Origin of the sequence: Psychrobacter cibarius, from assembly GCF_904845955.1 — a bacterium.
GTDB lineage: Bacteria > Pseudomonadota > Gammaproteobacteria > Pseudomonadales > Moraxellaceae > Psychrobacter > Psychrobacter cibarius_B.
Window position 1 is genome coordinate 400,391 of record NZ_CAJGYX010000001.1, and the last position, 22,430, is coordinate 422,820.

The 22,430-nt window shown below is 43.1% G+C and carries 17 protein-coding genes and 2 pseudogenes; 7 read left to right on the plus strand and 12 right to left on the minus strand.

Annotated elements, in window-relative coordinates; genetic code table 11:
• Positions 1-29 precede the first annotated feature (29 nt).
• A complete protein-coding gene (locus JMV76_RS01565) occupies positions 30-518 on the plus strand; it encodes an Lrp/AsnC family transcriptional regulator (protein ID WP_087815237.1) in 489 nt (162 codons plus the stop codon).
• On the opposite strand, the gene JMV76_RS01570 is transcribed toward JMV76_RS01565, so the two are convergent.
• The 6 genes and pseudogenes from JMV76_RS01570 to JMV76_RS01590 form a co-directional block, all read right to left on the minus strand.
• On the minus strand, positions 515-1,771 hold the full coding sequence (locus JMV76_RS01570) for a YbfB/YjiJ family MFS transporter (protein ID WP_201501373.1): 1,257 nt from the start codon (positions 1,769-1,771) through the stop codon (positions 515-517). The genes JMV76_RS01565 and JMV76_RS01570 overlap by 4 nt on opposite strands.
• A 94-nt stretch (positions 1,772-1,865) precedes the next feature.
• Entirely contained in the window at positions 1,866-3,218 is a 1,353-nt protein-coding gene (locus JMV76_RS01575) for an ABC1 kinase family protein (RefSeq protein WP_201501374.1), read from the minus strand.
• An 86-nt stretch (positions 3,219-3,304) separates the two neighbouring features.
• Positions 3,305-4,099, minus strand: coding sequence for a HesA/MoeB/ThiF family protein (locus tag JMV76_RS01580; RefSeq protein ID WP_087815234.1), 795 nt, complete (start codon positions 4,097-4,099; stop codon positions 3,305-3,307).
• Between the two features lie 35 nt (positions 4,100-4,134).
• Positions 4,135-5,045 (minus strand): annotated as a pseudogene (gene prmC / locus JMV76_RS01585) (peptide chain release factor N(5)-glutamine methyltransferase).
• 27 nt (positions 5,046-5,072) lie between these two features.
• Positions 5,073-5,261 carry a hypothetical protein gene (locus JMV76_RS14715; protein WP_227690012.1) on the minus strand — a complete coding sequence of 63 codons (189 nt, stop codon included), beginning with the start codon at positions 5,259-5,261 and terminating at the stop codon, positions 5,073-5,075.
• Positions 5,262-5,297: 36 nt separating this feature from the next.
• Positions 5,298-6,908, minus strand: coding sequence for an AmpG family muropeptide MFS transporter (locus JMV76_RS01590; protein WP_227690014.1), 1,611 nt, complete (start codon positions 6,906-6,908; stop codon positions 5,298-5,300).
• Between the two features lie 739 nt (positions 6,909-7,647).
• On the opposite strand from JMV76_RS01590, the pseudogene katG reads away from it, so the two are divergent.
• The 4 genes and pseudogenes from katG to JMV76_RS01610 all read left to right on the plus strand — a co-directional run bounded on the left by katG (position 7,648) and on the right by JMV76_RS01610 (position 12,587).
• A pseudogene (gene katG / locus JMV76_RS01595) lies at positions 7,648-9,833 on the plus strand (catalase/peroxidase HPI).
• A gap of 249 nt (positions 9,834-10,082) precedes the next feature.
• The gene (locus tag JMV76_RS01600; protein WP_201501375.1) at positions 10,083-10,991 is read left to right on the plus strand and encodes a LysR substrate-binding domain-containing protein; all 909 of its coding nucleotides are present in this window, start codon (positions 10,083-10,085) and stop codon (positions 10,989-10,991) included.
• 375 nt (positions 10,992-11,366) lie between these two features.
• A complete protein-coding gene (locus JMV76_RS01605; RefSeq protein WP_087815229.1) occupies positions 11,367-12,368 on the plus strand; it encodes an LLM class flavin-dependent oxidoreductase in 1,002 nt (333 codons plus the stop codon).
• A 48-nt stretch (positions 12,369-12,416) separates the two neighbouring features.
• A complete protein-coding gene (locus JMV76_RS01610) occupies positions 12,417-12,587 on the plus strand; it encodes a hypothetical protein (RefSeq protein ID WP_176393081.1) in 171 nt (56 codons plus the stop codon).
• A gap of 148 nt (positions 12,588-12,735) precedes the next feature.
• Here the strand turns inward: JMV76_RS01610 and JMV76_RS01615 are convergent, their stop codons facing one another.
• From JMV76_RS01615 to ispF, 6 genes are all read right to left on the minus strand, one after another.
• A complete protein-coding gene (locus JMV76_RS01615; protein WP_087815227.1) occupies positions 12,736-13,767 on the minus strand; it encodes an ornithine cyclodeaminase family protein in 1,032 nt (343 codons plus the stop codon).
• A 61-nt stretch (positions 13,768-13,828) separates the two neighbouring features.
• Positions 13,829-14,788 carry an AEC family transporter gene (locus tag JMV76_RS01620; RefSeq protein WP_087815225.1) on the minus strand — a complete coding sequence of 320 codons (960 nt, stop codon included), beginning with the start codon at positions 14,786-14,788 and terminating at the stop codon, positions 13,829-13,831.
• Positions 14,789-15,003: 215 nt separating this feature from the next.
• Positions 15,004-16,899 carry a tRNA uridine-5-carboxymethylaminomethyl(34) synthesis enzyme MnmG gene (mnmG, locus tag JMV76_RS01625; RefSeq protein WP_087815223.1) on the minus strand — a complete coding sequence of 632 codons (1,896 nt, stop codon included), beginning with the start codon at positions 16,897-16,899 and terminating at the stop codon, positions 15,004-15,006.
• 264 nt (positions 16,900-17,163) lie between these two features.
• Positions 17,164-17,694 (minus strand): hypothetical protein, encoded by a 531-nt coding sequence (locus JMV76_RS01630; RefSeq protein WP_087815221.1) that lies wholly within the window; start codon positions 17,692-17,694, stop codon positions 17,164-17,166.
• A 171-nt stretch (positions 17,695-17,865) separates the two neighbouring features.
• Positions 17,866-18,216 carry a Grx4 family monothiol glutaredoxin gene (gene grxD / locus JMV76_RS01635; protein ID WP_045446215.1) on the minus strand — a complete coding sequence of 117 codons (351 nt, stop codon included), beginning with the start codon at positions 18,214-18,216 and terminating at the stop codon, positions 17,866-17,868.
• Positions 18,217-18,432: 216 nt separating this feature from the next.
• On the minus strand, positions 18,433-18,936 hold the full coding sequence (gene ispF, locus JMV76_RS01640) for a 2-C-methyl-D-erythritol 2,4-cyclodiphosphate synthase (RefSeq protein WP_045446213.1): 504 nt from the start codon (positions 18,934-18,936) through the stop codon (positions 18,433-18,435).
• A gap of 260 nt (positions 18,937-19,196) precedes the next feature.
• Between ispF and mnmA the strand changes: the two genes are divergently transcribed.
• Positions 19,197-20,423, plus strand: coding sequence for a tRNA 2-thiouridine(34) synthase MnmA (mnmA, locus tag JMV76_RS01645; protein ID WP_087815219.1), 1,227 nt, complete (start codon positions 19,197-19,199; stop codon positions 20,421-20,423).
• Positions 20,424-20,476: 53 nt separating this feature from the next.
• Positions 20,477-22,333: a hypothetical protein gene (locus JMV76_RS01650; RefSeq protein WP_201501376.1), complete on the plus strand. Its 1,857-nt coding sequence runs from the start codon at positions 20,477-20,479 to the stop codon at positions 22,331-22,333.
• Positions 22,334-22,430 lie beyond the last annotated feature (97 nt).

The window sequence follows — 22,430 nt, forward strand, 5'->3', positions numbered from 1 at the left end:
AGCTGAATTCACTAATAAAGCAACAGGTCATGCCAAACAGTCATCTGGATAGTCCACATTTAGCCGATATTGATGAGATCGATCGACAGCTCTTGCGCGTATTGCAAACTCAGGCACGTATGAGTATCACCGAGCTTGCCGAACGCGTCAACCTGTCAGCCACGCCTTGTGCACGCCGTATTAAACGCTTAGAAGATGCTGGTATTATCACGGGTTATCACACCAAAACAGATGCGCAAAAACTTGGCTACCCGCTCGCCGTCTTTATCGCGATTAGCATGGATCGCCATACGGCTGAGCGCTTTGAACAATTTGAGCATAAGATTCAGAGCTTTGATGAAGTCATTAGCTGTAGCATTGTCACGGGTCGTACAGAAGACTACCTTATCAAGGTAAGGGTACGCGATATGGCACATTATGAGGAGTTTTTATTACATAGGCTCAATCGTATCGAAGGTGTCGCTCAAGTACATACCAGTTTTGAGTTGCGAGAAATATTTAATCGTAGTGTGGTTTAAATAGTAGTCGGTGGCTGTCGACGAAACAATAGCAATAGCACCAGTCCAACCATCAATCCAGCGGCGGCAACGAGTAACCCTGCATTGAAATTGTCGTCCTGCCCTGCCAATGCTACCGTCACCAATGGTCCCAAAAACTGACCCAATGCATAAGCCAAAGTTGCCAATCCTATCAGCAAATTTGAGTAATCAGGATTGATGTTTTTAATCAAAGTGAGCGTCATCGACACCATCCCCACAAAGGTCAAACCTAAAATAGCAGCATTGCCGTACAAACCAATAGCGCCGTCGAACCATATGGGCAGGCACATCCCAAATGCTTGTAATATCGTTAAGCCTATTAACGTTTTAATTTCACCAATTCGCTTGGCAAGTGCGCCCCACAGTGGATTTGATAACATCGCAAACACACCAACGACTAGCCAAATGAGCAATCCAGCATACGTCTGCGTCGTGAGGCGCTGTGCTGCCATGACTGGCAAAAAAGTCGCAGAGGTAATATAACCAAAGCCCGCCAGTACATAGCTCGCTGACAGCAAAGCAATAGCCTTACGATAACCAGCAATGGCCTCATACAAAGCGCGCTTAAAGCTCAAATAGGTTTGATGCACTGACACGTGCTGTGTAGGATCAGTCCGCAGCAAGTCGGAACCGTGTGCTTGTCTTGGTTTTACCGCATAGAGTAGCCATACCAGAGGTAAGCTTGTAAAGCCTGCTACCAACCAAATGACATCAAAATGATAGCCTAATACTAACAACCACCACGTCAGTATGGCAGAGGCACTGATGCCCACACCAATACCTGCGTAGTGTACTGCCGACAGTACAGAACGGCGTTCAGGACTTAAGCTTTGAATCACAAACGATGAGCTTAAAATCATCGCTACCCCGCTTGCAATACCTGCGATTAGACGAATGAGATACCATACAGTTAATGACATATCAGGTACGACAAGTAGCATCGTTGTGACGACACTTATCATTGCCCACAGTGTCAGCGCTTGCCACGTCGAGCGCTGAGGCACAAACATGGCGATGAGGGCACCGATAAAATAACCGATGTAATTGATAGAGGCAAGCCAGCCTGCAATCGTCGTTGAAATCGACAGTTGCACCATAATATCGGGCAAGGTGGCAGTAAACAAAAAACGCCCATAGCCCATGACGACTGCCATGCAGTACATACCGATACAGGCAATGGCAGCTTCATTAGTAATATGAGGAAAAGCACGGCTTTTGAGAGCAGTCATCATGACAGAGCCATTTTTGCGGCAATTAGCACACAATCCTTTGTGTTAGAGCATTCAAGAGCAGCGGCGGATTAATAATCAAACATACAAGCGAAAACTACGATACGTTTACTGTTGGCGGCATGGTCACATTTGTTTCTGTGTGTCCTAGCATTTGTACGCGTTGATCACTAAACATATCCATATCAGGCGCAAGTGTACGCATAAAGCGGTCAAAATATAGCATCTGTTTGGTCAATAAAGCAAAGTCACGTGGGAAATGAATACCATGACGCTTACCGACTTCTACAATCTCAAGCATCATTTTATTTAACTCATCGGCTTGCTCTTTACTATTAAAAGGCACACCACTGGTAAAGGATTTGTCCTCCGCCATAATAGTCTTCATCATACGCTGCAAATCATTACCCAACGCCACTACATCGACTTTATTGCCACCATGGGTCATTTCCATATCAATCATATGGCGCGCCATCGCTTGATAGTCACTGTCCTGCATGGCTTGCATCATACCCATGCATGCACGCCAACTCTCAGCTTTTAGCTTACCGACAATACCAAAATCCAAGAAGCCAATACGACCATCGGTTAATAGCATCAAATTGCCCGCATGCAGGTCAGCATGAAAACTGTTGCACAGCATGAGACTGGCAAACCACGTATTTAAGGTATCCGCCATGACTTGCGCAGGATCAGCACAATACTGACGCATGAGCGACTCATCGACCATAGATACGCCGTACAAGCGGCTCATGGTTAGTACACGCTTGGTAGTCAGCTCTTCATATACGTTGGGTGCTACCACGCGCGTATTACCTGATACGGCTAAGAACTGCTGAAAATCGCGGATGTTTTGTGCCTCAGCGATAAAGTCTGTCTCGGCAAGCATGCGCAGGCGAATCTCATCGATAATCGGCGCAATACTGGCAAACTTCATCGACGGCATCAGAATCTCAAGTAACTTAGTCACCCCATGCAATACGCCCAAATCCGTTTGCATAATGGTCTCGACGTCAGGCTTTTGCACCTTTAATACGACTTCATCGCCATTATGCAACCGTGCCGCATGCACTTGCGCAATAGAAGCTGATGCTAGTGGCTTTGAGTCGATATGGGCGAACTTATCATCAAGCGTCATGCCATCAACGGCCAACTCTTCTTTCAATACCTGCTCAATATAAGCATAAGATAATGGCGTGGTTTGATCCAAACAGCTCTGAAAAGCTTTTACATATTCACGTGGAAACAGTGACGGCGTACTGGCGATAAACTGACCAATCTTGATATAAGTCGTGCCCAATTGCTCAAACGTTTCTTTTAATAATGTGGCATCAGGCTTTTCACCTTTTGCCACTCTCAGCGCAGATAAACCTGCCACGCTGGCTGTTTGGCGAACACGGTTCATGACATTGAAGGTATGCTTTAATAAATGCGGACGATGAGTTTTCATAAAAAACAACTATGGTCATAAGGAAGGTTTTTGAGAATAGGCGATCATAAATAATAACAAGCAACACAACCACTAATGAACAATCACTAATGACTACTACAGACAGGACACGCGGCATCTTGGCGATAGCCCATCAGCCGTTGCTGCATCTGGCTACCATCCCATACTAATAGCTTATTTGTCAGTGGATTTTTGGTTAATCCCAAATACTGCAGGGCAGCATTCGCTTGCAAATTACCCATGATAGCAGTGGTACTCGCTAGCACACCTGAGTTGGCACACGTACGCTCATCAGCCGCTGCATCAAGTACTACCGAACCAAACACGCAATGATAACAACCAGTGTTTAGTTGCGGCTCATATAAGGCTAACTGACCTTGCATCGCAATCGCTGAGGCAGATAATAGCGGGATTTTATAGTGCACGCTAATACGATTGATGACATCACGCGTAGCAAAATTATCGGTGCAATCTAAAAGCAAATCAGGCTTGCCTGTCGCCATATCGAGCAATTCATAAGCATTATCTTCACTCAATCTTGCAACTGTACCGCGAGCGGTAATGAAAGGGTTAATACGCTCTAACATGTGCGCCGCTGTTAGCGCCTTAGTTTGACCGATATCCTCAGGTAAAAACAGCGTTTGGCGCTGCAAGTTGCTGGCTTCAATAATGTCATCATCTATCAGATGAATTTGCCCAAGTCCTGCACGCACCAGCGTCTCAGAAGCAGGACAACCAAGCCCGCCTGCCCCTATCATAACCACCCGAGCTGATTTTAAGCGTAGTTGAGCGTCAATATCCCAACCGTCTAATAATATCTGCCTTGCATAACGCAGCAGCTCTTCATCCAACAACTGCCCTTCATCTGATGTGTGCGCCATATTTATTACCAATAACCTATTATTAAAAAAGTTTACTAACAAAAATCTGATGACTTAATTTGACCCAGCGTAACACGATCATTACCACATAATCTTGTACTGTACGCACAGATTCGAAGCCACTGTCTACAAACAACTTGCGAACGGCATCACCTTGGTCAAAACCATGTTCGATAGCCAGTAGCCCACCGACACGCAAGTATTTCGGTGACTGTCCTACGATATGCTCTATATCGGCAAGCCCATGATTGGAAGCACTTAAGGCACTAATAGGTTCGGCTACAAGGCGTGCTAAATGCTCATCTTCCTCATCGATATAAGGAGGATTGGACACAATCACATCAAATAATAGCTCGCCATGACTGGGCAGCTCGTCATACCAACTGCTTTGTATAAACTCAATATCAGCAACATCATTGATAACTGCATTGTGCTGAGCAACCTTGAGCGCTTCTGGCGACATATCCACCGCAACGACTTGCCAACTTTCTGCCTCACTGTCTGAACGCTGCGTATTTAACTCATGTGCAAGACTAATCGCAATACAACCTGAACCCGTCCCTAAATCCAATAACCGTTTTGGGCTGCTGACACTGTTTGGCTGATATTTTATCCAAGTTAATACTTGCTCAATCAGTATCTCAGTATCAGGTCGCGGAATTAAAGTGTGCTCATTAACAGTAAATATCAGCGACCAGAACTCTTGCTGACCAGTCAAATACGCAAGTGGCATTCCTTGCTGCATCTTTTTTACACCTGCATTGAATTGCTCAAATTCACTATCAGTTAATTGGTAATCTTCATCCGTTATTAAAAATATCGCAGGCTTCTCGACGACATACAACAGCCAATCTGTTAGCCAAAATGACGGTAGCTTGCTATTTGCAGTCTCATTCGTCAATTGCTGAATGTGCTGCTTTATTTGACGAATACTTGATGCTGTCATATATAGTTCATCACCTATTAAAATTGATTACTCAAGTTTGGTAGAAAGTTCAACTGGATCGTCATTGCTACCAATAACCACATGCTTGTCTACCAAATAAATAAGTATCAAGACAGGTATCCCAATCAAGAATGTGATTAAGAAAAAGTTGGCAAATCCAATGTTGTCTGAAATGCCACCTGAATACCCACCCAGTACTTTTGGAAACAGAGTCATGAGTGATGAAAATATAGCGTACGGTACAGCGGTAAACTAAACTGAAGTAAGCGATGATAAAAATGCAATAAAAACAGCAGTCGCAAAACCTGCTGCCAAATTATCAACAACCACTGCTAGGTACATATAATTCATATCACCAGGATGATAGGTCAATAGAATAAATAGAAGATTGGTTGTACTCGATGCTATAGCACCAATCAACATGACATGCATCATCTTCATTTTTTGAGCAACAAGGCCACCTAAAAATCCACCTGCAATCGTCATAAACAATCCCAGAAATTTGACCGCGTCAGCAATCTGAATTTTAGTAAAACCCATCTTAGCGTAGAAAACGTTTGATAGATTGCCTGCGACAATATCTGACACACGATAAAAACCTATCAACAATAGCAACAGTATTGCCTGCTTACCATAGCGACGGAAAAAATCAGCAATAGGCTCTACCCACAATCTTTTTGCCACCTCTTTTTTTGCCAGCCCGACTGATATAAGCGCATATCCCACAACCATAGCCACAGCCACACTACCCAACAATCTCACTACTTCTATCAAAAACTTTAGAAAAACACTGTCATCAGGAGCTTGGAATATTTTACCTATAAATACAAAAGCGCCTATAAACGCAAAAACTGACAAGATAAATAAGAATAATATTCTAATATTGTCATCACGAGACTGTACAACTGAGTCAATTTTGTTCACTATTTTGGGTTGATTTAAAATAAAAAATATCAGTAAGAAAGGTGCGCATGCCATTACCATCAAGAAATACATATTAATCGCTGGCAAGTACTCAATAGGTATTAACGTTAAAGGCCTACTCAATACTCTGGTTGCAAAGGTGCTGACGAATACTGGCAATCCATAAATCACACCAGGGATAAGGAGAAAAGCCGCGTATATGGAAAATATTTTTAAATTTCTTTTTTGTTTATATATTTCTAATGACTGTGCTGCTGGCTCATAAATAGCAAACGTCGTTAATAAACCGACTGACATGACACCCATCATCGTATAGTAAGTATTGCGCCATGCTTCATAATTATAAAGCTCTTCAGAAGAGCCAAAATAACTTGCTAAATAAAGTGCGCCTGCGCCTGCGACAATCATGCCAATACGATAACCAGCGACATATACTGAAGACAACGTAGGTTGCAATTCAAACCCTGCCAACTCAATACGATAAGAATCAACAACGATATCCTGAGTAGCTGATGAAAAACCAAGCAAAACAGCACCAAGCGCCATAACCCAAAGGACGTTTTCAGCAACAGGGTTAACACTAGCCATCGTAAAAATAGCAACCAGTATCATCAGTTGTGACATAAACATCCATGCCCGACGCCTACCTAGCCATTTAGTTAAGAAAGGAAGTGGCATTGAGTCAATCAACGGCGCCCAAATAAACTTAAACGAATAACCAAGACCTGCCCAACCAAACATTGTTATCACACCGGTTTCTAAACCCGCTTCACTAAGCCATAGTGATAGACTTGAAAAAACCAACAGAATAGGTACACCTGCTGAAAATCCAAGAAATAACATAATCATCACACGAATATCTGAAAAAGATTTCAATGCATCAGACCATGATTTTTTGACAGCTGATTGATTGGGTGGCACAGATTTGACAGCAGACATAATCGCTCACTAGCACTTAAGAAAAAGAACACAACCGCGCACAATTTTTATCAATCATTAGTATCATCTATCGGTAACTGATACTGATAAATAGCACTGATAAACGGGATCGATAAAAATTGCTTAACGTTGCACAAATACAGCCATTACAACAAAATTGAATTATGGTACTTGAGAACGCTGACCTTGACTAGACATTCTAACGATATTTTTGCATTAACCTTTCTTTCTACTAGTGAATAAAACCTAACTTATAGACTAGGGTTTACTTTCATATTAAGAATGGGTATAAAAATAAGGAAAATATCGCATTTTGCATCACAACCCTTTTATATAAACCCCTTTCTCTTGTGATTAGCCAATCATTATCCTGATAAGTTATTAATAATTCATGCTTTAATAACCAGAAATTCTTGCTACATTCTTACTTTTATATATTCATAAATTAAAACATTATTTGATATACCATTTATTTTATAAAACAATATGTTTGTATAAATTAGTTCCCTGAATCAATCATTCTTCTATATGCTAGAGATGACAAATGATTTTTGCAAACAATAGTAAATAACACACTCGATTGCCTTTTATCTGATTACTGCCTAGGAGCCACATGATGACTAACTCAAACTCAACATCAGATGCTGCAAGTAACACCACTTATGATAAAGGAGATGGTCATGGACCAACCATTCATAGTGAAAATGTAGATACTTCGCACGAGCCACAACGTCCAAGCATGGGTGGCTGTCCTGTCATGCACCAAGCGCATACTACGAACGCCTCGGCAGCAACCGACTGGTGGCCGAATAGCTTAAATTTAGATATCTTGCATCAGCAGGATCACAAAACCAATCCAATGGATCCTGACTTTGATTATGCAGAAGCCTTTAAGCAATTAGATTTAGAAGCCGTCAAGCAAGATTTAAAAAATCTAATGACTGAGTCACAACCATGGTGGCCAGCAGATTGGGGTCATTATGGTGGGTTGATGATTCGTATGGCTTGGCATTCTGCTGGTACTTATCGACGCTCTGACGGCCGCGGTGGTTCTAACACTGGTAATCAACGCTTTGCGCCATTAAGCAGTTGGCCAGACAATGTCAACTTGGACAAAGCACGTCGTCTATTATGGCCAATCAAGAAAAAGTATGGTAACAAACTTTCTTGGGCAGATTTGATGATACTAGCGGGTAATATGGCTTATGAATCTATGGGCTTTAAGACGTTAGGTTTCGCTGGTGGACGTACCGATATTTGGCATCCAGAAAAGGATATCTATTGGGGTTCCGAGCGTGAATGGCTGGCGGCTACCAAAAATCGTTATGAAGATGATAATCAGCGTGAATCACTAGAAAACCCTTTAGCAGCGGTACAGATGGGCTTGATTTATGTCAACCCTGAAGGCGTCGACGGCAACCCCGATCCTATTAAAACGGCACAAGATATTCGTACAACTTTTGCTCGTATGTCAATGAATGATGAAGAAACGGTCGCCTTGACTGCTGGCGGTCACACGGTTGGTAAATGTCATGGTAATGGTGACGCTACCTTATTAGAAGATGAGCCAGAAGCTCATCTTCTAATAAGGTAGCGTCACCAGGTCTAGGTTGGCGCAACCCTAAAGGTACAGGCAATGCTGGCGACACCGTCTCAAGTGGTATCGAAGGTGCATGGACGACGCATCCAACCCAATGGGATTATGAGTATTTTGAGTTATTGCTAAATCATGAGTGGGCACTGACTAAGAGTCCTGCTGGTGCTTGGCAGTGGGAGCCTATCGATATCAAGGAAGAGGATCGGCCTTTAGATGCACATGATCCAAGTGTACGCCGCAACCCAATCATGACCGATGCTGATATGGCAATGTTTAAAGACCCTGCTTATCGTAAAATTTCAGAGAACTTTCATCAAAATCCAGAATATTTCGATGAAGTATTTGCAAAAGCTTGGTTTAAGCTTACCCATCGTGATTTGGGGCCAAAATCTCGCTATTTAGGGGCGGATGTGCCAAGCGAGGACTTCACTTGGCAGGATCCAATTCCACAAGGCAATGTTAATCTGAGCGCTGATGATATTGCAATCTTAAAAGCACAGATACTAGGCAGTGGTATCGACCATCGCGAATTTATTATTACCGCTTGGGATAGCGCTCGTACATTCCGCGCCTCAGACTATCGCGGCGGCGCCAATGGTGCACGCATTCGTTTAGCCCCGCAAAAAGACTGGCTAGGTAATGAGCCTGAGCAATTGGCTCGCGTACTTGAGGCGCTCACTGCCATTCAAACGAACTTTGATAAAGACGTCAGCATCGCAGATTTAGTGGTACTCGCTGGTAACACCGCCATTGAAAAAGCAGCAGCTAATGCAGATGTTCAAATTGAAGTGCCATTCGATGCGGGTCGTGGCGATGCGAGCGATGAGATGACTGAAACAGAGAGCTTCTCTGATTTAGAGCCACGACATGATGGCTACCGTAACTGGATCAAAGGCAGCTATGCCATATCACCTGAAGAGATGCTATTAGATCGTACTCAGCTGATGGGCTTGACTGCACCTGAAATGGTCGTTTTAATCGGTGGTATGCGTGTCTTGGATACCAACTACGCTCAGAGCCAACAAGGGGTCTTTACTGAGCGTGCTGGAACACTTAGCAATGACTTCTTTGTGAACTTGACAGACATGAGCTATTCTTGGCATCCCGTTAAGACAGACAATAATAACGCCTCTGCTCTCTATGAAGTACGTGAACGTGCTACTGGCAATCTGAAATGGCAAGCCAGCCGTGTAGACCTCGTGTTTGGGTCTAACTCTATCCTACGCGCTTATGCTGAGCTCTACGCACAAGATGACAACTTAGAGAAATTCGTTAAAGACTTTGTGAATGCTTGGAATAAAGTCATGAATGCGGATCGTTTTCGCTAAAACCCACTGAAATAGATACGCCTTTATCTTAAAAAAGCCCTCTTTAATCGAGGGTTTTTTTATTGTAATGGTTTACTTCTAGCAACGGACAAACGACTTATTCTATATTCCAAATAAACATAAATAGATAACCATTAAGTATATACAAGAATAAACACTTTGTTTTACACTACCTGCTTACTGCATATTTGTACATTTTCACTTTTGTATACAGACAGGGTTTGTATATTTATACAATAGGATTTAGTTATGGCAATCGACGTAGTGGTCAATCAGCGGCATTTACAGATTCAGCTCAAGCAGTTGGAGACAGTATGGCATACGGTGATTAATGGCTATAACTTAAGTCAGGCGGCGACCGTACTGCACACCAGCCAATCTAGCCTATCAAAACATATTGCGGCACTTGAAAATCAGCTCAAAACGGAAGTATTCGTCCGTCAAGGCAAACGCCTAACGGGTCTTACGACCATGGGTACAGCACTAATGCCGCATATCGAATCTATCTTCGCCGAGATCCGTACGATTGAAAACCTAAGTCTCGATTTTAATAATCCGAATATTGGCACGTTGACGATTGCCACCACTCACACGCAAGCGCGATATGTATTGCCGCAAGTCGTCAAAGAGTTTAAAGAGCGCTTCCCCAAAGTCAACCTAATACTACAACAAGCGGATCCAGAGACCATCGCGCAGATGGTCATTCGCGGGCAGGCAGATATTGGCATTGCAACCGAGTCTTTACTTCATAACAATTATTTACGCTGCTATCGCTATTATGACTGGACGCATCGCGTCATTGTGCCAAGCGATCACGAACTGGCCAATCACGAGTCTGTGGATTTGCCGACCCTCGCCAGCTATCCGATTGTGACCTATCACGGTGGCTTTACGGGGCGCGGTGCAATTGACAAAACTTTTGAAGAAGCAGGATTGGAACCAGATATCGTGCTAGCAGCACTCGATGCTGATGTAATCAGTACTTACGTAGGTCTGGGCTTGGGTATCGGCATTATCGCAGAGATGGCGTTTGAACCGAGTCACTATCAAAATTTAACTGCGATACCTGTCGATCACTTTGGGCGCTTTACCAGTTGGATGGCGGTACGTGATGATGCAGAAATTCGTCAGTATGGTCGAGCATTTATGGAACTGTGACAAAAACAATTTAGCCAGTAAAGAACCATTCATTCATATTTTCACTAAACGTCAATGGCATCGTTATCAACAGATAATGATGCCATTTTCTATTCTCATTTCTACTCAAAATCGACTGCCGCGCATGTGATTCTTATAACTCTACCCCATTATTAAGATTTGTTATCGTCTTAACTTATAACCTTTATATTCAATAGAACCGCCCCATTATATGAACTATTGAACGACTAGTTACAGCAATATTGAATTAGTACTAGATTCTTGAGGTGCTGGTTTATCATTGCTGTCGCTAGTCTCTTTTATAACTAGAATCAAATACCAATATAACCATATAACCATGTCGTTGAAAGGCGGCATCATAAAAATAGGTGATTTATGAGTAACGCTATTCCCTTATCCTTTTTAGACCTAGCACCCGTGCCTGAAGGTAAAACCATCGCTGAGGGCATTGCCCAAACGGTTGAGACAGCACAGCAAGCAGAAAAATTCGGCTTAAACCGTTATTGGATGGCAGAGCATCACAATATGCCGGGCATCGCCAGTGCAGCGACGTCAGTACTACTAGCGCATATCGGTAGCCAAACCAAGCATATACGTATTGGTGCTGGTGGTGTGATGCTTCCGAACCATGCACCGCTCGTCATCGCTGAGCAATTCGGCACTTTGCAGGCATTATATGGTGATCGCGTAGATTTAGGGCTGGGTCGTGCGCCGGGTACTGATGGCGCAACCTTTCAGGCACTACGCCGTCAGATGCAAGATGCTGATCGCTTTCCGCAAGACGTTCAAGAATTGATGTACTTTTTAGGGAACGGTACAGATAATAGCCCAGTACAGGCATTTCCTGGGGCAAAGTCAAACGTTCCTATCTGGATATTAGGCTCTTCTCTTTTTGGGGCTACGTTAGCGGCGCATCTAGGACTTCCTTATGTGTTTGCCTCACACTTTGCACCGCAAATGCTTGGGCAAGCGATTACAGCCTATCGTGAACAGTTCAGACCATCAGCCTATTTGGACAAGCCTTATGTCATGCTAGCAGCCAATTTACTACTCGCCGATGACGATGCTAATGCACAGTATCATTTTACCTCTGCGCAGCAAAGCTTCGTACGCTTGCGCCGTGGTGAGACAGGTCAAATGCCGAAACCTACTCACGATATGGACAGTATCTGGAGCCCTGCTGAAAAAATGATGGTGGATAGCGCATTGTCAGTGTCATTCATAGGTTCTGTAGAAACTGTGAAACCGAGACTGGCGGCATTCCTTGCTCAGTATGAGCCAGACGAGCTGATTGTGACGGCTAACGTTTACGATCAGGCAGCGCGCATGCGTTCACTGGAACTTACACCTGAGTTAAATTTATTTACTTTACAATGAAATCAGACACTTGCATAATTATTAATAAACCTTATCTGGATGTTTGACATGGATGCAACTCCTATTATCGGTGCCTCACTGCTTATTGGCTCATCAATATTTATGTACATTGTGGCCTTTCTTGCGGTGATGGCTGTCGGTGGTTATTTGACCTACCGCACCAGCCCAAAACGTAAGCAGCGGCGCGAAGACAAACGCAATAAAGACAATTCAAATTAATAAACGCTCTAAAAATATGCTGGGGGCGTATTAATTTAACGTTTAAAGCAATATAAAAAACCCTCTTTCTTATTTAGAAAGAGGGCTTTTTTTGGCTTGCTACATAATAAAAATACAGCAATCTTTACGTACTGTTATTCAGACGGCCTTACCATTCAATTGACGAGCCAAGATTTTTTTGTGCGGCTTGTTGTGCGACATATAGAGCGACTGCTGCATCAAAACTGGCTGCACCAACCGATTTAAATAACGTAACACCATGATTAGACTTAGCGGTTTTTTCTTGTAGCGCCCCTGTGACTAGCGCTTGTAAGTCACCACTGAGGTCGTCCCATGTCCATGCACAATCGACACTATCGTGAGCTTGGATTAAATCGCCCGCTTCATGACGACTGCCAACCAAATCATCGACAACGACCATGCGACTGTTTGCAATGACATCATTGCTTATCTCTTTCATTGAAGGCTGATAGGCGCCGACTGCGTTGATGTGTGCATCAGATTTAATATGGTTGAGATCAAACAAACCTTCTGTTGCACGGGTTGCGACATTGATAACATCTGCATCACGGATAGCATCATTGATATTTTCGCAAACCGTTATAGTAACGTCCCATTGCGGATACTCACGAGTAAATTTCACTTTGAAAATCTCAGCGCCTTCCCTGCTTCTATTCCATAAATATACTGTTTTAATCTCAGGACGTACCGTCAAAACCGCATGTAATTGCTCATAAGCCATGCCACCACAACCGACCACCGCCACACTTTGACAGTCAGCGCTTGCCATATATTTGGTCGCAATGCCTGACAATGCCGCCGTACGCACTTGAGTAATATAAATCCCATCCATAATTGCCAATATCTCACCAGTATCATTGTTTGACACGGTAATAATCGCCGTTGTGGTTGGTAAATTTCGGCTCGGATTATCAGGACAAATGGTGACCAATTTTACCGCGGTATACTCATTCTTACCATCATAAATCGTCGCGGGCATTGATAAATGCGAACCTGAGCGATGAGTGTCATCTTCACTAAAAGTTTCAATGACCAAACGTTCAGGCGCTTTGATCCAGTTGGGGTGCGCTGCCTGTTGATGTAACAATGCTTCTATCGCCCCAATGGCAGATTGCATATTGAGATGTTCGGTCACGATTGCTTTGTTTAGTAATTGCAATTTGAGTACTCCTATTTATAGATTTATTATTAGAACATGTTTTATCACGCCAAAACGGCTACTACATTAATCCCAACCCGCGTAATATTGCCGCACCAATCGCCATTCCAAACATACCTACGACGGTGGTAAAAGCCAAAATATTAGCAGCTAACACATCATTGCCACCCATGGCTTTTGCCATTACATAGCTGGCGGCGGCTGTTGGTGAGGCTGCCATCAAAAACAACACACCCATATGCACACCTGATAGACCAAATCCCAATCCAATAGCGATGGCAATCAATGGCGCAACAATAATACGTCCGATACTCGCCTGCATGGACAGCCCTGAAGGGTGCAACATCGACTTCAAATCAATACTGGCACCGGCGCAAATCAATGCTAAGGGCAATGCCACCGCGGCCAGTAAATCGCCAGTCGTATGAATCACACCTGTAATAGGCGGCAGCGGTGACGCCTTATAAGCAAATGCTGCTACCAATGCGATAATCAGTGGGTTGGTAAATAGTTTTTTGATAATCATGGTACTGCGACTGAGCCAAGTATCATCCACACTTTTGGAAACACGGCTGAGAGTGATAACCGCTAAGATATTAAACAGTATCGTCACCACACCCATATAGACAGCACCGATGCTTAAGCCACGTTCTCCGTAGGCATTAGCAACCGTTGCCAGTCCAATAATAGCCATGTTACTCCGAAATATCCCTTGTACAAACACCCCTTGATCAGCCGGTTTGCTCACAAAATATTTGGCGTAAATCTCTGCACCTATAAACAAGATGAATGTCACCAGAATACCAGCCACTATCAGCGTGATTTGTTTGCTGTAATCGACATCACTATCAACGACGCTAAAAAAAAGCAAACAGGGTAAACAGTAATTAAAGACAAAGCTCGATGCTTGGTCAATAAAAGTCTGGCTCGCCTCACCGCGTCTCTGCATAAAAAAACCCAACCACATTAAGGCAAGGTTGGGCAAGACAATGGTAATAGCAAAGACAATAGCATCAATCATAAATAGGCTCAGTTCGTTGACAAGCCCATCATGATATGGACATCAGCGAGATAAATTAACAAGTAATCATTAAGTTTTATAACCTAGTATAGAGACAAAATAGCAAGTAAGACAAGCGCCTGCTCTATTTTCTTTTAACAGCGGCTGTATTTTTAACAAACAAAAGCCCATAACGATATATCGCTATGGGCTTTTGTTATGCTAGTATACTACTATTACGAATCTAGCGCGGCCTTCGCTTTTTTATGTTTCTTCACTGTCATAGCTAATAATTGAACGGCTGCAGGCGTCACACCGCTCACGCGTCCTGCTTGAGCAAGCGTCGCAGGACGTATTTGCGTCAATTTCTGTACAATTTCATTCGATAATCCCGATACCACGCTATAATCAAAGTCCAGTGGTAGCGCTGTATTTTCTAGGCGTTTCATCTGATCAATGTCTTCTTGCTGACGATCAATATAGCCTGCGTATTTGACAGAAATCTCTATCTGCTCGCCTACTTGTGTATCGACCTGCGAATCAGTGATGGCAGCGATATCAGCAAAATGAATCTGCGGACGCTTGAGCAAATCAAAAGCAGTTGATTCTTTTGACAGCACCTCGCCCGTTTGCTCTGTGACTTTTTTGCCCAACGTATTAGCAGGGGTTGCCCACATATCTTTGAGACGTGAGGTCTCCGTTGTGATCGCCTCCATTTTTTCTTGATACGCTTGCCAGCGCACATCATCTACTAGACCAAGCTTGCGACCCGTCTCAGTTAGGCGTTGATCTGCATTGTCTTCACGTAATAGTAGACGATATTCTGCGCGGCTCGTAAACATACGATATGGCTCAGTCGTACCATGGGTAATCAAATCATCAACGAGCACGCCAAGATAGGCTTCATCACGGCGCGGTGTCCACGTTTCAAACTCACTATTATTAGTAGTAACCAATGCCGCATTGGTACCTGCTAGCAAACCCTGTACACCAGCTTCTTCGTAGCCAGTCGTACCATTGATTTGCCCAGCGAAGTAAAGACGATCGATAGATTTGGTCTCAAGCGTTGGTTTCAAATTTTGCGGATCAAAATAATCATACTCAATCGCGTAGCCTGGACGGGTGATATGCGCGTTTTCTAAGCCTTTCATACTATGAATAAACTCTAACTGCACATCAAACGGCAAACTTGTTGATATACCATTTGGATATAGCTCATGTGTCGTCAAACCTTCTGGCTCGATAAATATCTGATGGCTGTCTTTATCTGCAAAGCGATGAATCTTGTCTTCAATTGACGGACAATAACGTGGACCCACACCTTCGATTTTGCCAGAGAACATCGGCGAACGGTCTAAATTTTCACGGATGATGTCATGGGTGCGCGCATTGGTATGGGTGATGTAGCAATTGACCTGCTCTGGATGCATCGACACATCACCCATATAACTCATGACTGGCAGTGGCGTATCGCCCGGCTGTACGGTCATCACACTAAAATCAACGCTACGTGCATCAATACGTGCTGGCGTACCTGTCTTTAGACGACCGACTGGCAGCTTAAGCTCACGTAAACGATCAGCCAACTTGATAGAAGGTTGATCCCCTGCACGACCACCTTTTGAGCTTTCGAGACCAATATGAATCACCCCGCCCAAGAACGTTCCTGAAGTCAGTACCACCGTTTGCGTATTAAAGATAATACCCGTTGCAGTAACCACTGCCGTCGCACGACCATTTTCAACTAAGATATCATCAGCTGCTTGCTGGAATATATCAAGATTTGGCTGATTTTCAAGCGTATGGCGAATGGCGGCTTTATATAAAATACGATCTGCTTGCGCACGCGTAGCACGAACGGCAGCACCTTTACGACTGTTAAGCACACGAAACTGAATGCCTGACTTATCCGTTGCCAATGCCATTGCACCGCCAAGCGCATCAATCTCACGTACCAGATGGGATTTGCCGATACCACCAATTGCAGGGTTACAACTCATCTGCCCGAGCGTCTCAATATTATGTGTCAACAGCAAGGTCTGCGCGCCCATACGTGCGGCTGCCAAAGCAGCTTCTGTGCCAGCATGACCACCACCGATCACTACCACGTCGTAATTTTTTGGGTATTGCATATACGCCTCACTTGACTCATAACGCTGCTTTTAGCCAAAAACTATCATTACCAGAATTTTATGGCTAAATAGCATGGTCATCAGCAAATAAACGTCAGTCGGATTTAAAAAGTTAACGACTTGGAAAAGCCGCTAGATATTGGATTGCTAACCCATCATTATAACAATTTTTTGATGCTTAAAAAACGCCGCAGTAGAAACTATTTACATTAAGTGTTAAGCATCATTTTTAAACTTAGTAACTAGTAACTTAATAATTAGCGCCTAGTTACCAGGGCTCAGCGGTACGATTTGATCTGATTGACCACTGCTCAGCATATGCTGACTGCCATAACCTTCTGGATTGATCTGCAAATAAGCATTCATCAAGCCAATAGCATCGCCATCATTACTCGCCAAAATTTGCTCTTTAATCATGTCCACTGGCGGTAGCAGCAAGTTTTTTAGCAATGCCAAACGCTGCTGGTTATTACCTTTATTAACGACCATCTCGATAAGTTGACGCGCATCGATAGGTAAATCTGGCGTATTCTGTGCCAATAATGCCAAATGATAAGCGCCCGCAGAATCTTGATCCGCAACGATACGCTGCTCAATCGCAATATAAGTGGCTTCTGTTGCGCCGCCTGCCACGCTAAGCTGATGAATACATTTCAGGGCTGAATGTGGCTCATTGCCAGCAATTTCAATGATGCGCGTGGATTCATTTTTTAAATGCTCACGGCGTTTCTCTATGGTCGCTTGCTCAGCAGATACCGGTTCAGGTGTTTGTTGTTCTATTAGTTGATTGCTCATAATACTCTCTCATTATTTATGTTTTTATAATGCTTGCTGTTGAGCCATATATGGGGTCAATACTGACAAAAACAATAAAAGCCCGAGCGCCCATCTAAGGACTGGCTCGAGCTTTTATTGTTAAAACTTATCAGCTTGATAATAAAAAAGCTTAGATAAGTGTTTTCAGCATTATGCAGCAGGGCTGTTTGCTTCAACCAATGGCTTAAGCTCGCCTGATTGATACATTTGCAAAATAATGTCTGATCCGCCCATCAATTCGCCGTCAATCCACAACTGTGGAAAAGTCGGCCAATTAGCCACTTTAGGTAACGTCGCACGGATTTCTGGGTTTTCTAAAATATTTACAAACGCAAATGGACGACCGATTTGAGTAAGAACTTCAATCGATTTAGCAGAAAAACCGCACTGCGGAAATTGCGGCGTGCCTTTCATATAAATAATAACTTTATTGTCACGGATTTGATCACGGATCAATTGTTCAACGTCGTTTGCAGCAGTATTTGGGGTTTGTTCACTCATAAAAGCTCCTATTGATAAAGCGGTTCATTGAAAACAGTGATTGATATTACAAAATGATTGAGAAAAGAGATGGCTGATACATGGGGCAAGCGCCACGGTATTACAAGTACAACTCTATAGACTATATATATAAAATCTACATAGATATAATCTGCGCGCAACTGACCCAGTCAATATGACTCGGAGTGCTCAAACAGCGATGACACCCGATCCAAGCTATCTAGATTCGACAACATTAGGCACTAATAATACCACGGCATTGGCCATAATGCCCTCTTGCCGACCTGTAAAGCCTAACTTTTCAGTGGTGGTGGCTTTAACGCTGATATTATTGACCGCAGTCTGCAAATCACTGGCAATATTATCACGCATGGCTTGGCTGTGCGGTGCCAGCTTTGGACGCTCACACATCACAGTGATATCAGCGTTGCCTAGACTATAACCAGCCTCTTGCACTTTACTGTAGACATAACGTAGCAGCACCCGCGAGTCCAACCCTGCATGGGCAGCATCTGTATCAGGGAAATGCTGACCGATATCGCCAAGCGCCAATGCACCAAGCAGTGCATCAGCAAGCGCATGCAGCACCACATCTCCATCAGAGTGTGCAAGCAAGCTGTGCGTGTGTTCAATAGGCACACCTGCTAGCACCACATATTGCTGCTGCTGACCATTATTGTGAAAAGCGTGAACGTCGATACCTTGACCAATTTTTATCATTATTATTCCAAGATGAGTGAAACGTGATTAAAATAATTCAAAACCACTATCTAAATTTCTAAAGCGATTTTACCAATGCCTAGACACCATCGGTCGCCACCAGTTTCAATTAACTGGTATAATATGACGTTTATTTTATCATAATACCAGATCCAAAAGATAAGCTGACGTCGTTCTGCTGAGACTACCTATTGTAGCAATGGCATAATTTTTGGCGTCAATATCTATTTTGGAGAACGTACAAATAGTTGAGCCGCTTTATGTCAGCCATACAAGATACCTCAAGCATAGCCGTTTCCGAGTCTTTTACGACTCATCGTCCATTAACACTTGCCGATATCGAAAATCCTAGCGCCAAGCACGTGATTGTCGGTATGTCAGGTGGCGTTGATTCTTCTGTATCAGCCGTTTTACTTCAACAAGCAGGCTTTAAAGTCGAAGGTCTGTTTATGAAGAACTGGGAAGAAGATGACGGCACCGAATACTGTACGGCAATGGACGACCTAGCGGACGCACAAGCGGTATGTGACAAAATCGGTATGAAGCTACACACAGCCAATTTTGCCATGGAATATTGGGATCGGGTTTTTGAGCATTTTTTGGCCGAATACAAAGCGGGTCGTACGCCCAACCCAGATATTTTGTGCAACAAAGAAATCAAGTTCAAAGCATTTTTAGACTATGCTTTGACGTTGGGCGCAGATTATATCGCCACCGGTCACTACACGCGCCGTAGTATGAACTATACGAATGCTAATGGCACTGAGGTTGCGCAGCTATTACGCGGGCTTGATAACAATAAAGACCAAAGTTACTTTTTACATGCGGTTGGCGGCGATAAAATCGCTAAGACACTGTTCCCAGTCGGTGAGCTTGAAAAACCAGTGGTTCGTCAAATCGCTGAAGAACATGATCTTATTACTGCCAATAAAAAGGATTCAACGGGTATTTGCTTTATTGGTGAGCGCCGCTTTAAAGACTTTTTACAACAGTACTTGCCGGCACAAAAAGGCGATATCGTCACTGACGATGGTCACATTATCGGTCAACACGATGGTTTAATGTATTATACGTTAGGTCAGCGCGGTGGTATTGGCATTGGCGGTGTCAAAGATCGCCCAGAAGAGCCTTGGTTCGTATTGGCAAAAGACTTGGACAACAACCGTTTGATCGTTGGACAAGGTCATGAGCATCCCATGATGCTGAGTAATGAGCTGCAAGCTTATAAGCTCGATTGGGTCGATGGTTTACCGCCTGCAGATATATTTACCGATGAAGGTTTACGTTGTATGGCAAAATCGCGCTACCGTCAGCCAGACCAAGCGTGCCGAGTGTTTTCTGTTGATGATAAAGGTTTAGAAGTACGAGTGATATTTGATGCGCCGCAACGGGCAGTGACGCCAGGTCAATCAGCAGTATTTTATATCGATGAGGTTTGTTTGGGCGGCGGTGTCATTGCCTCTATTGACGCGCCTTGCGGGATTTGACATCTCATTTAACATTAATTAATACAATGATTTGTCTTTTTTTAGGATACTGAATGACCGCTCGCCTTTTCGCCTTGCTGAATATCTCATTTTCTTGTTCGATATGGGTGAAGAGAGGTCTTACGCTTACTTTCATTGCTGCGTCATTTAATTTGCAGGCTGCACCAACAAAGATGGGTAGTATCACGGTTACCAGCTCTGATGCTTCGGCTGGTACTGCTTCTGGCACATATGTAGCAGCAGGTTCTGGTGCTACCGGTAGTTTTACTTTAGTTCGCAATGAAAATATTGGTTATAACAGTAATGCTGAGATAACACCATCTAGTGGTACGCGTACCAACGGTATTGAGATCAGGAATGATTCTAATACTAGTATTGATAAAGATAAGTTTAAGTACACTTTTACTATTACGCCTAATGATAACGCCTCTATACATACCATAAAAATTGGTCAAGCCAGCTATTCAATGGGTGGTAACTCAGAAATTGCACGTCAAACATTAAGTTTTACTCAAAATAGTCAAATCAGTATACCTGCGCAAGCCACTATCAAAAACAACCCAGATGTCCCCTATTACTATAATGCAATGGGCGACTACTTTATGGGCAGCAAAGTCAATAGTACCCAGCTGAATTCACAAAATGCTGTGTTCAACCCGCAGCTGCGTACCGATAGCTCAAATGTGAATGGTAGTGGTTTATTTTATTATAATATTACTAATCTAGCGGGTGCTACTGGTAGCCAAAATCCATATAGTCCTACCTTGAATACGAATAAACAAGTAAGCCTCAGTTCAAATAACGGAGTTTTACCACCGACGCCAACTTTTGAAAATATTATTAAAAGTATCAATAATGGCAGCACGTATTCTGCACTCTCATCTAATACCGCTATTTCCAATGGCGGTACTTATGTCAGTTATGGCATCGAAAACAGTCAAAGCAATTATGTTGTCGCGGTAAGAAATTCGAAAGCCGTGACTTTGACCTATGAAGGGATTATGAATGGTAATATCGGCATTGCGCGTAACGTAATCGGTGAAACCTATAACGAATGGATCAGCTTTGGAGTAGAAAGTGAACCGTTCAATTATGTCTTTTCAGGCACTGTATTCAATGATAATGGCGGTATAAACGATAGCGACATCTATGTCAAAAAAGATAACGCTACGATAGACAGCGGTATATATAACAATACCAACTTCTTCAATGGTACTTTTGACTCTGCTGAAAGTGGTATTGCAGGTAGCACAGTCAAACTGGTTGACTGTACTACTAATACTCCTCTTGAAACTATCAATATTCCTACTAATATTGTCGGTAGATATGAGATTAAAATACCTATCGCTTCTCTATCTGGCAAAAGTACTGTCTGCCTGATTGAAGAAAATAGTGGTAGCACTTATCCCATTCGTACTACTAATGAAAAAACTGTTATTTCCTTGACTACTAACAAGTATAACTATGAAAATAATAACTTTGGCAGAGTGATTGATAAAAATTCAGCTTTAGTCCTTGAAAAAGAACAAGCACTTAACGATTGCAAAATCGCCTCATTGTTACCAAATCTAGAAAACAAGCTTGCCTATAGTAAAGCTGCCCTATCTGAAGTAACTCCAGGACAATGTATTGCCTACAAAATTACTGCGACCAATCGAGCCAACCTTAGTATCAATCACTTTGTTCTACAAGATGTCTTGCAAGAAAAAAATGTGAATGGCGCGATAGTGACGTCAAAACTTGCGAATCCAATCCATCAAGCAAGCGAATATGCCACAGACAGCGTCGCTATCGGCAATAACGGTACTGTCAAAACGGTAACCTCAATTTTAGATCCAAGGACAAAACGTAGTTTTTACTTTAATACTAAGTATGGCACGACATACTCTAATACACCCGATACCCCTTAATAATAGCGTTATATGCATATTTTGATTTTATCAACGGCTACGTTTGCTACACTACCCGTATTTTTTTGACCACAGTCTTATATGATGTGTTCATTTG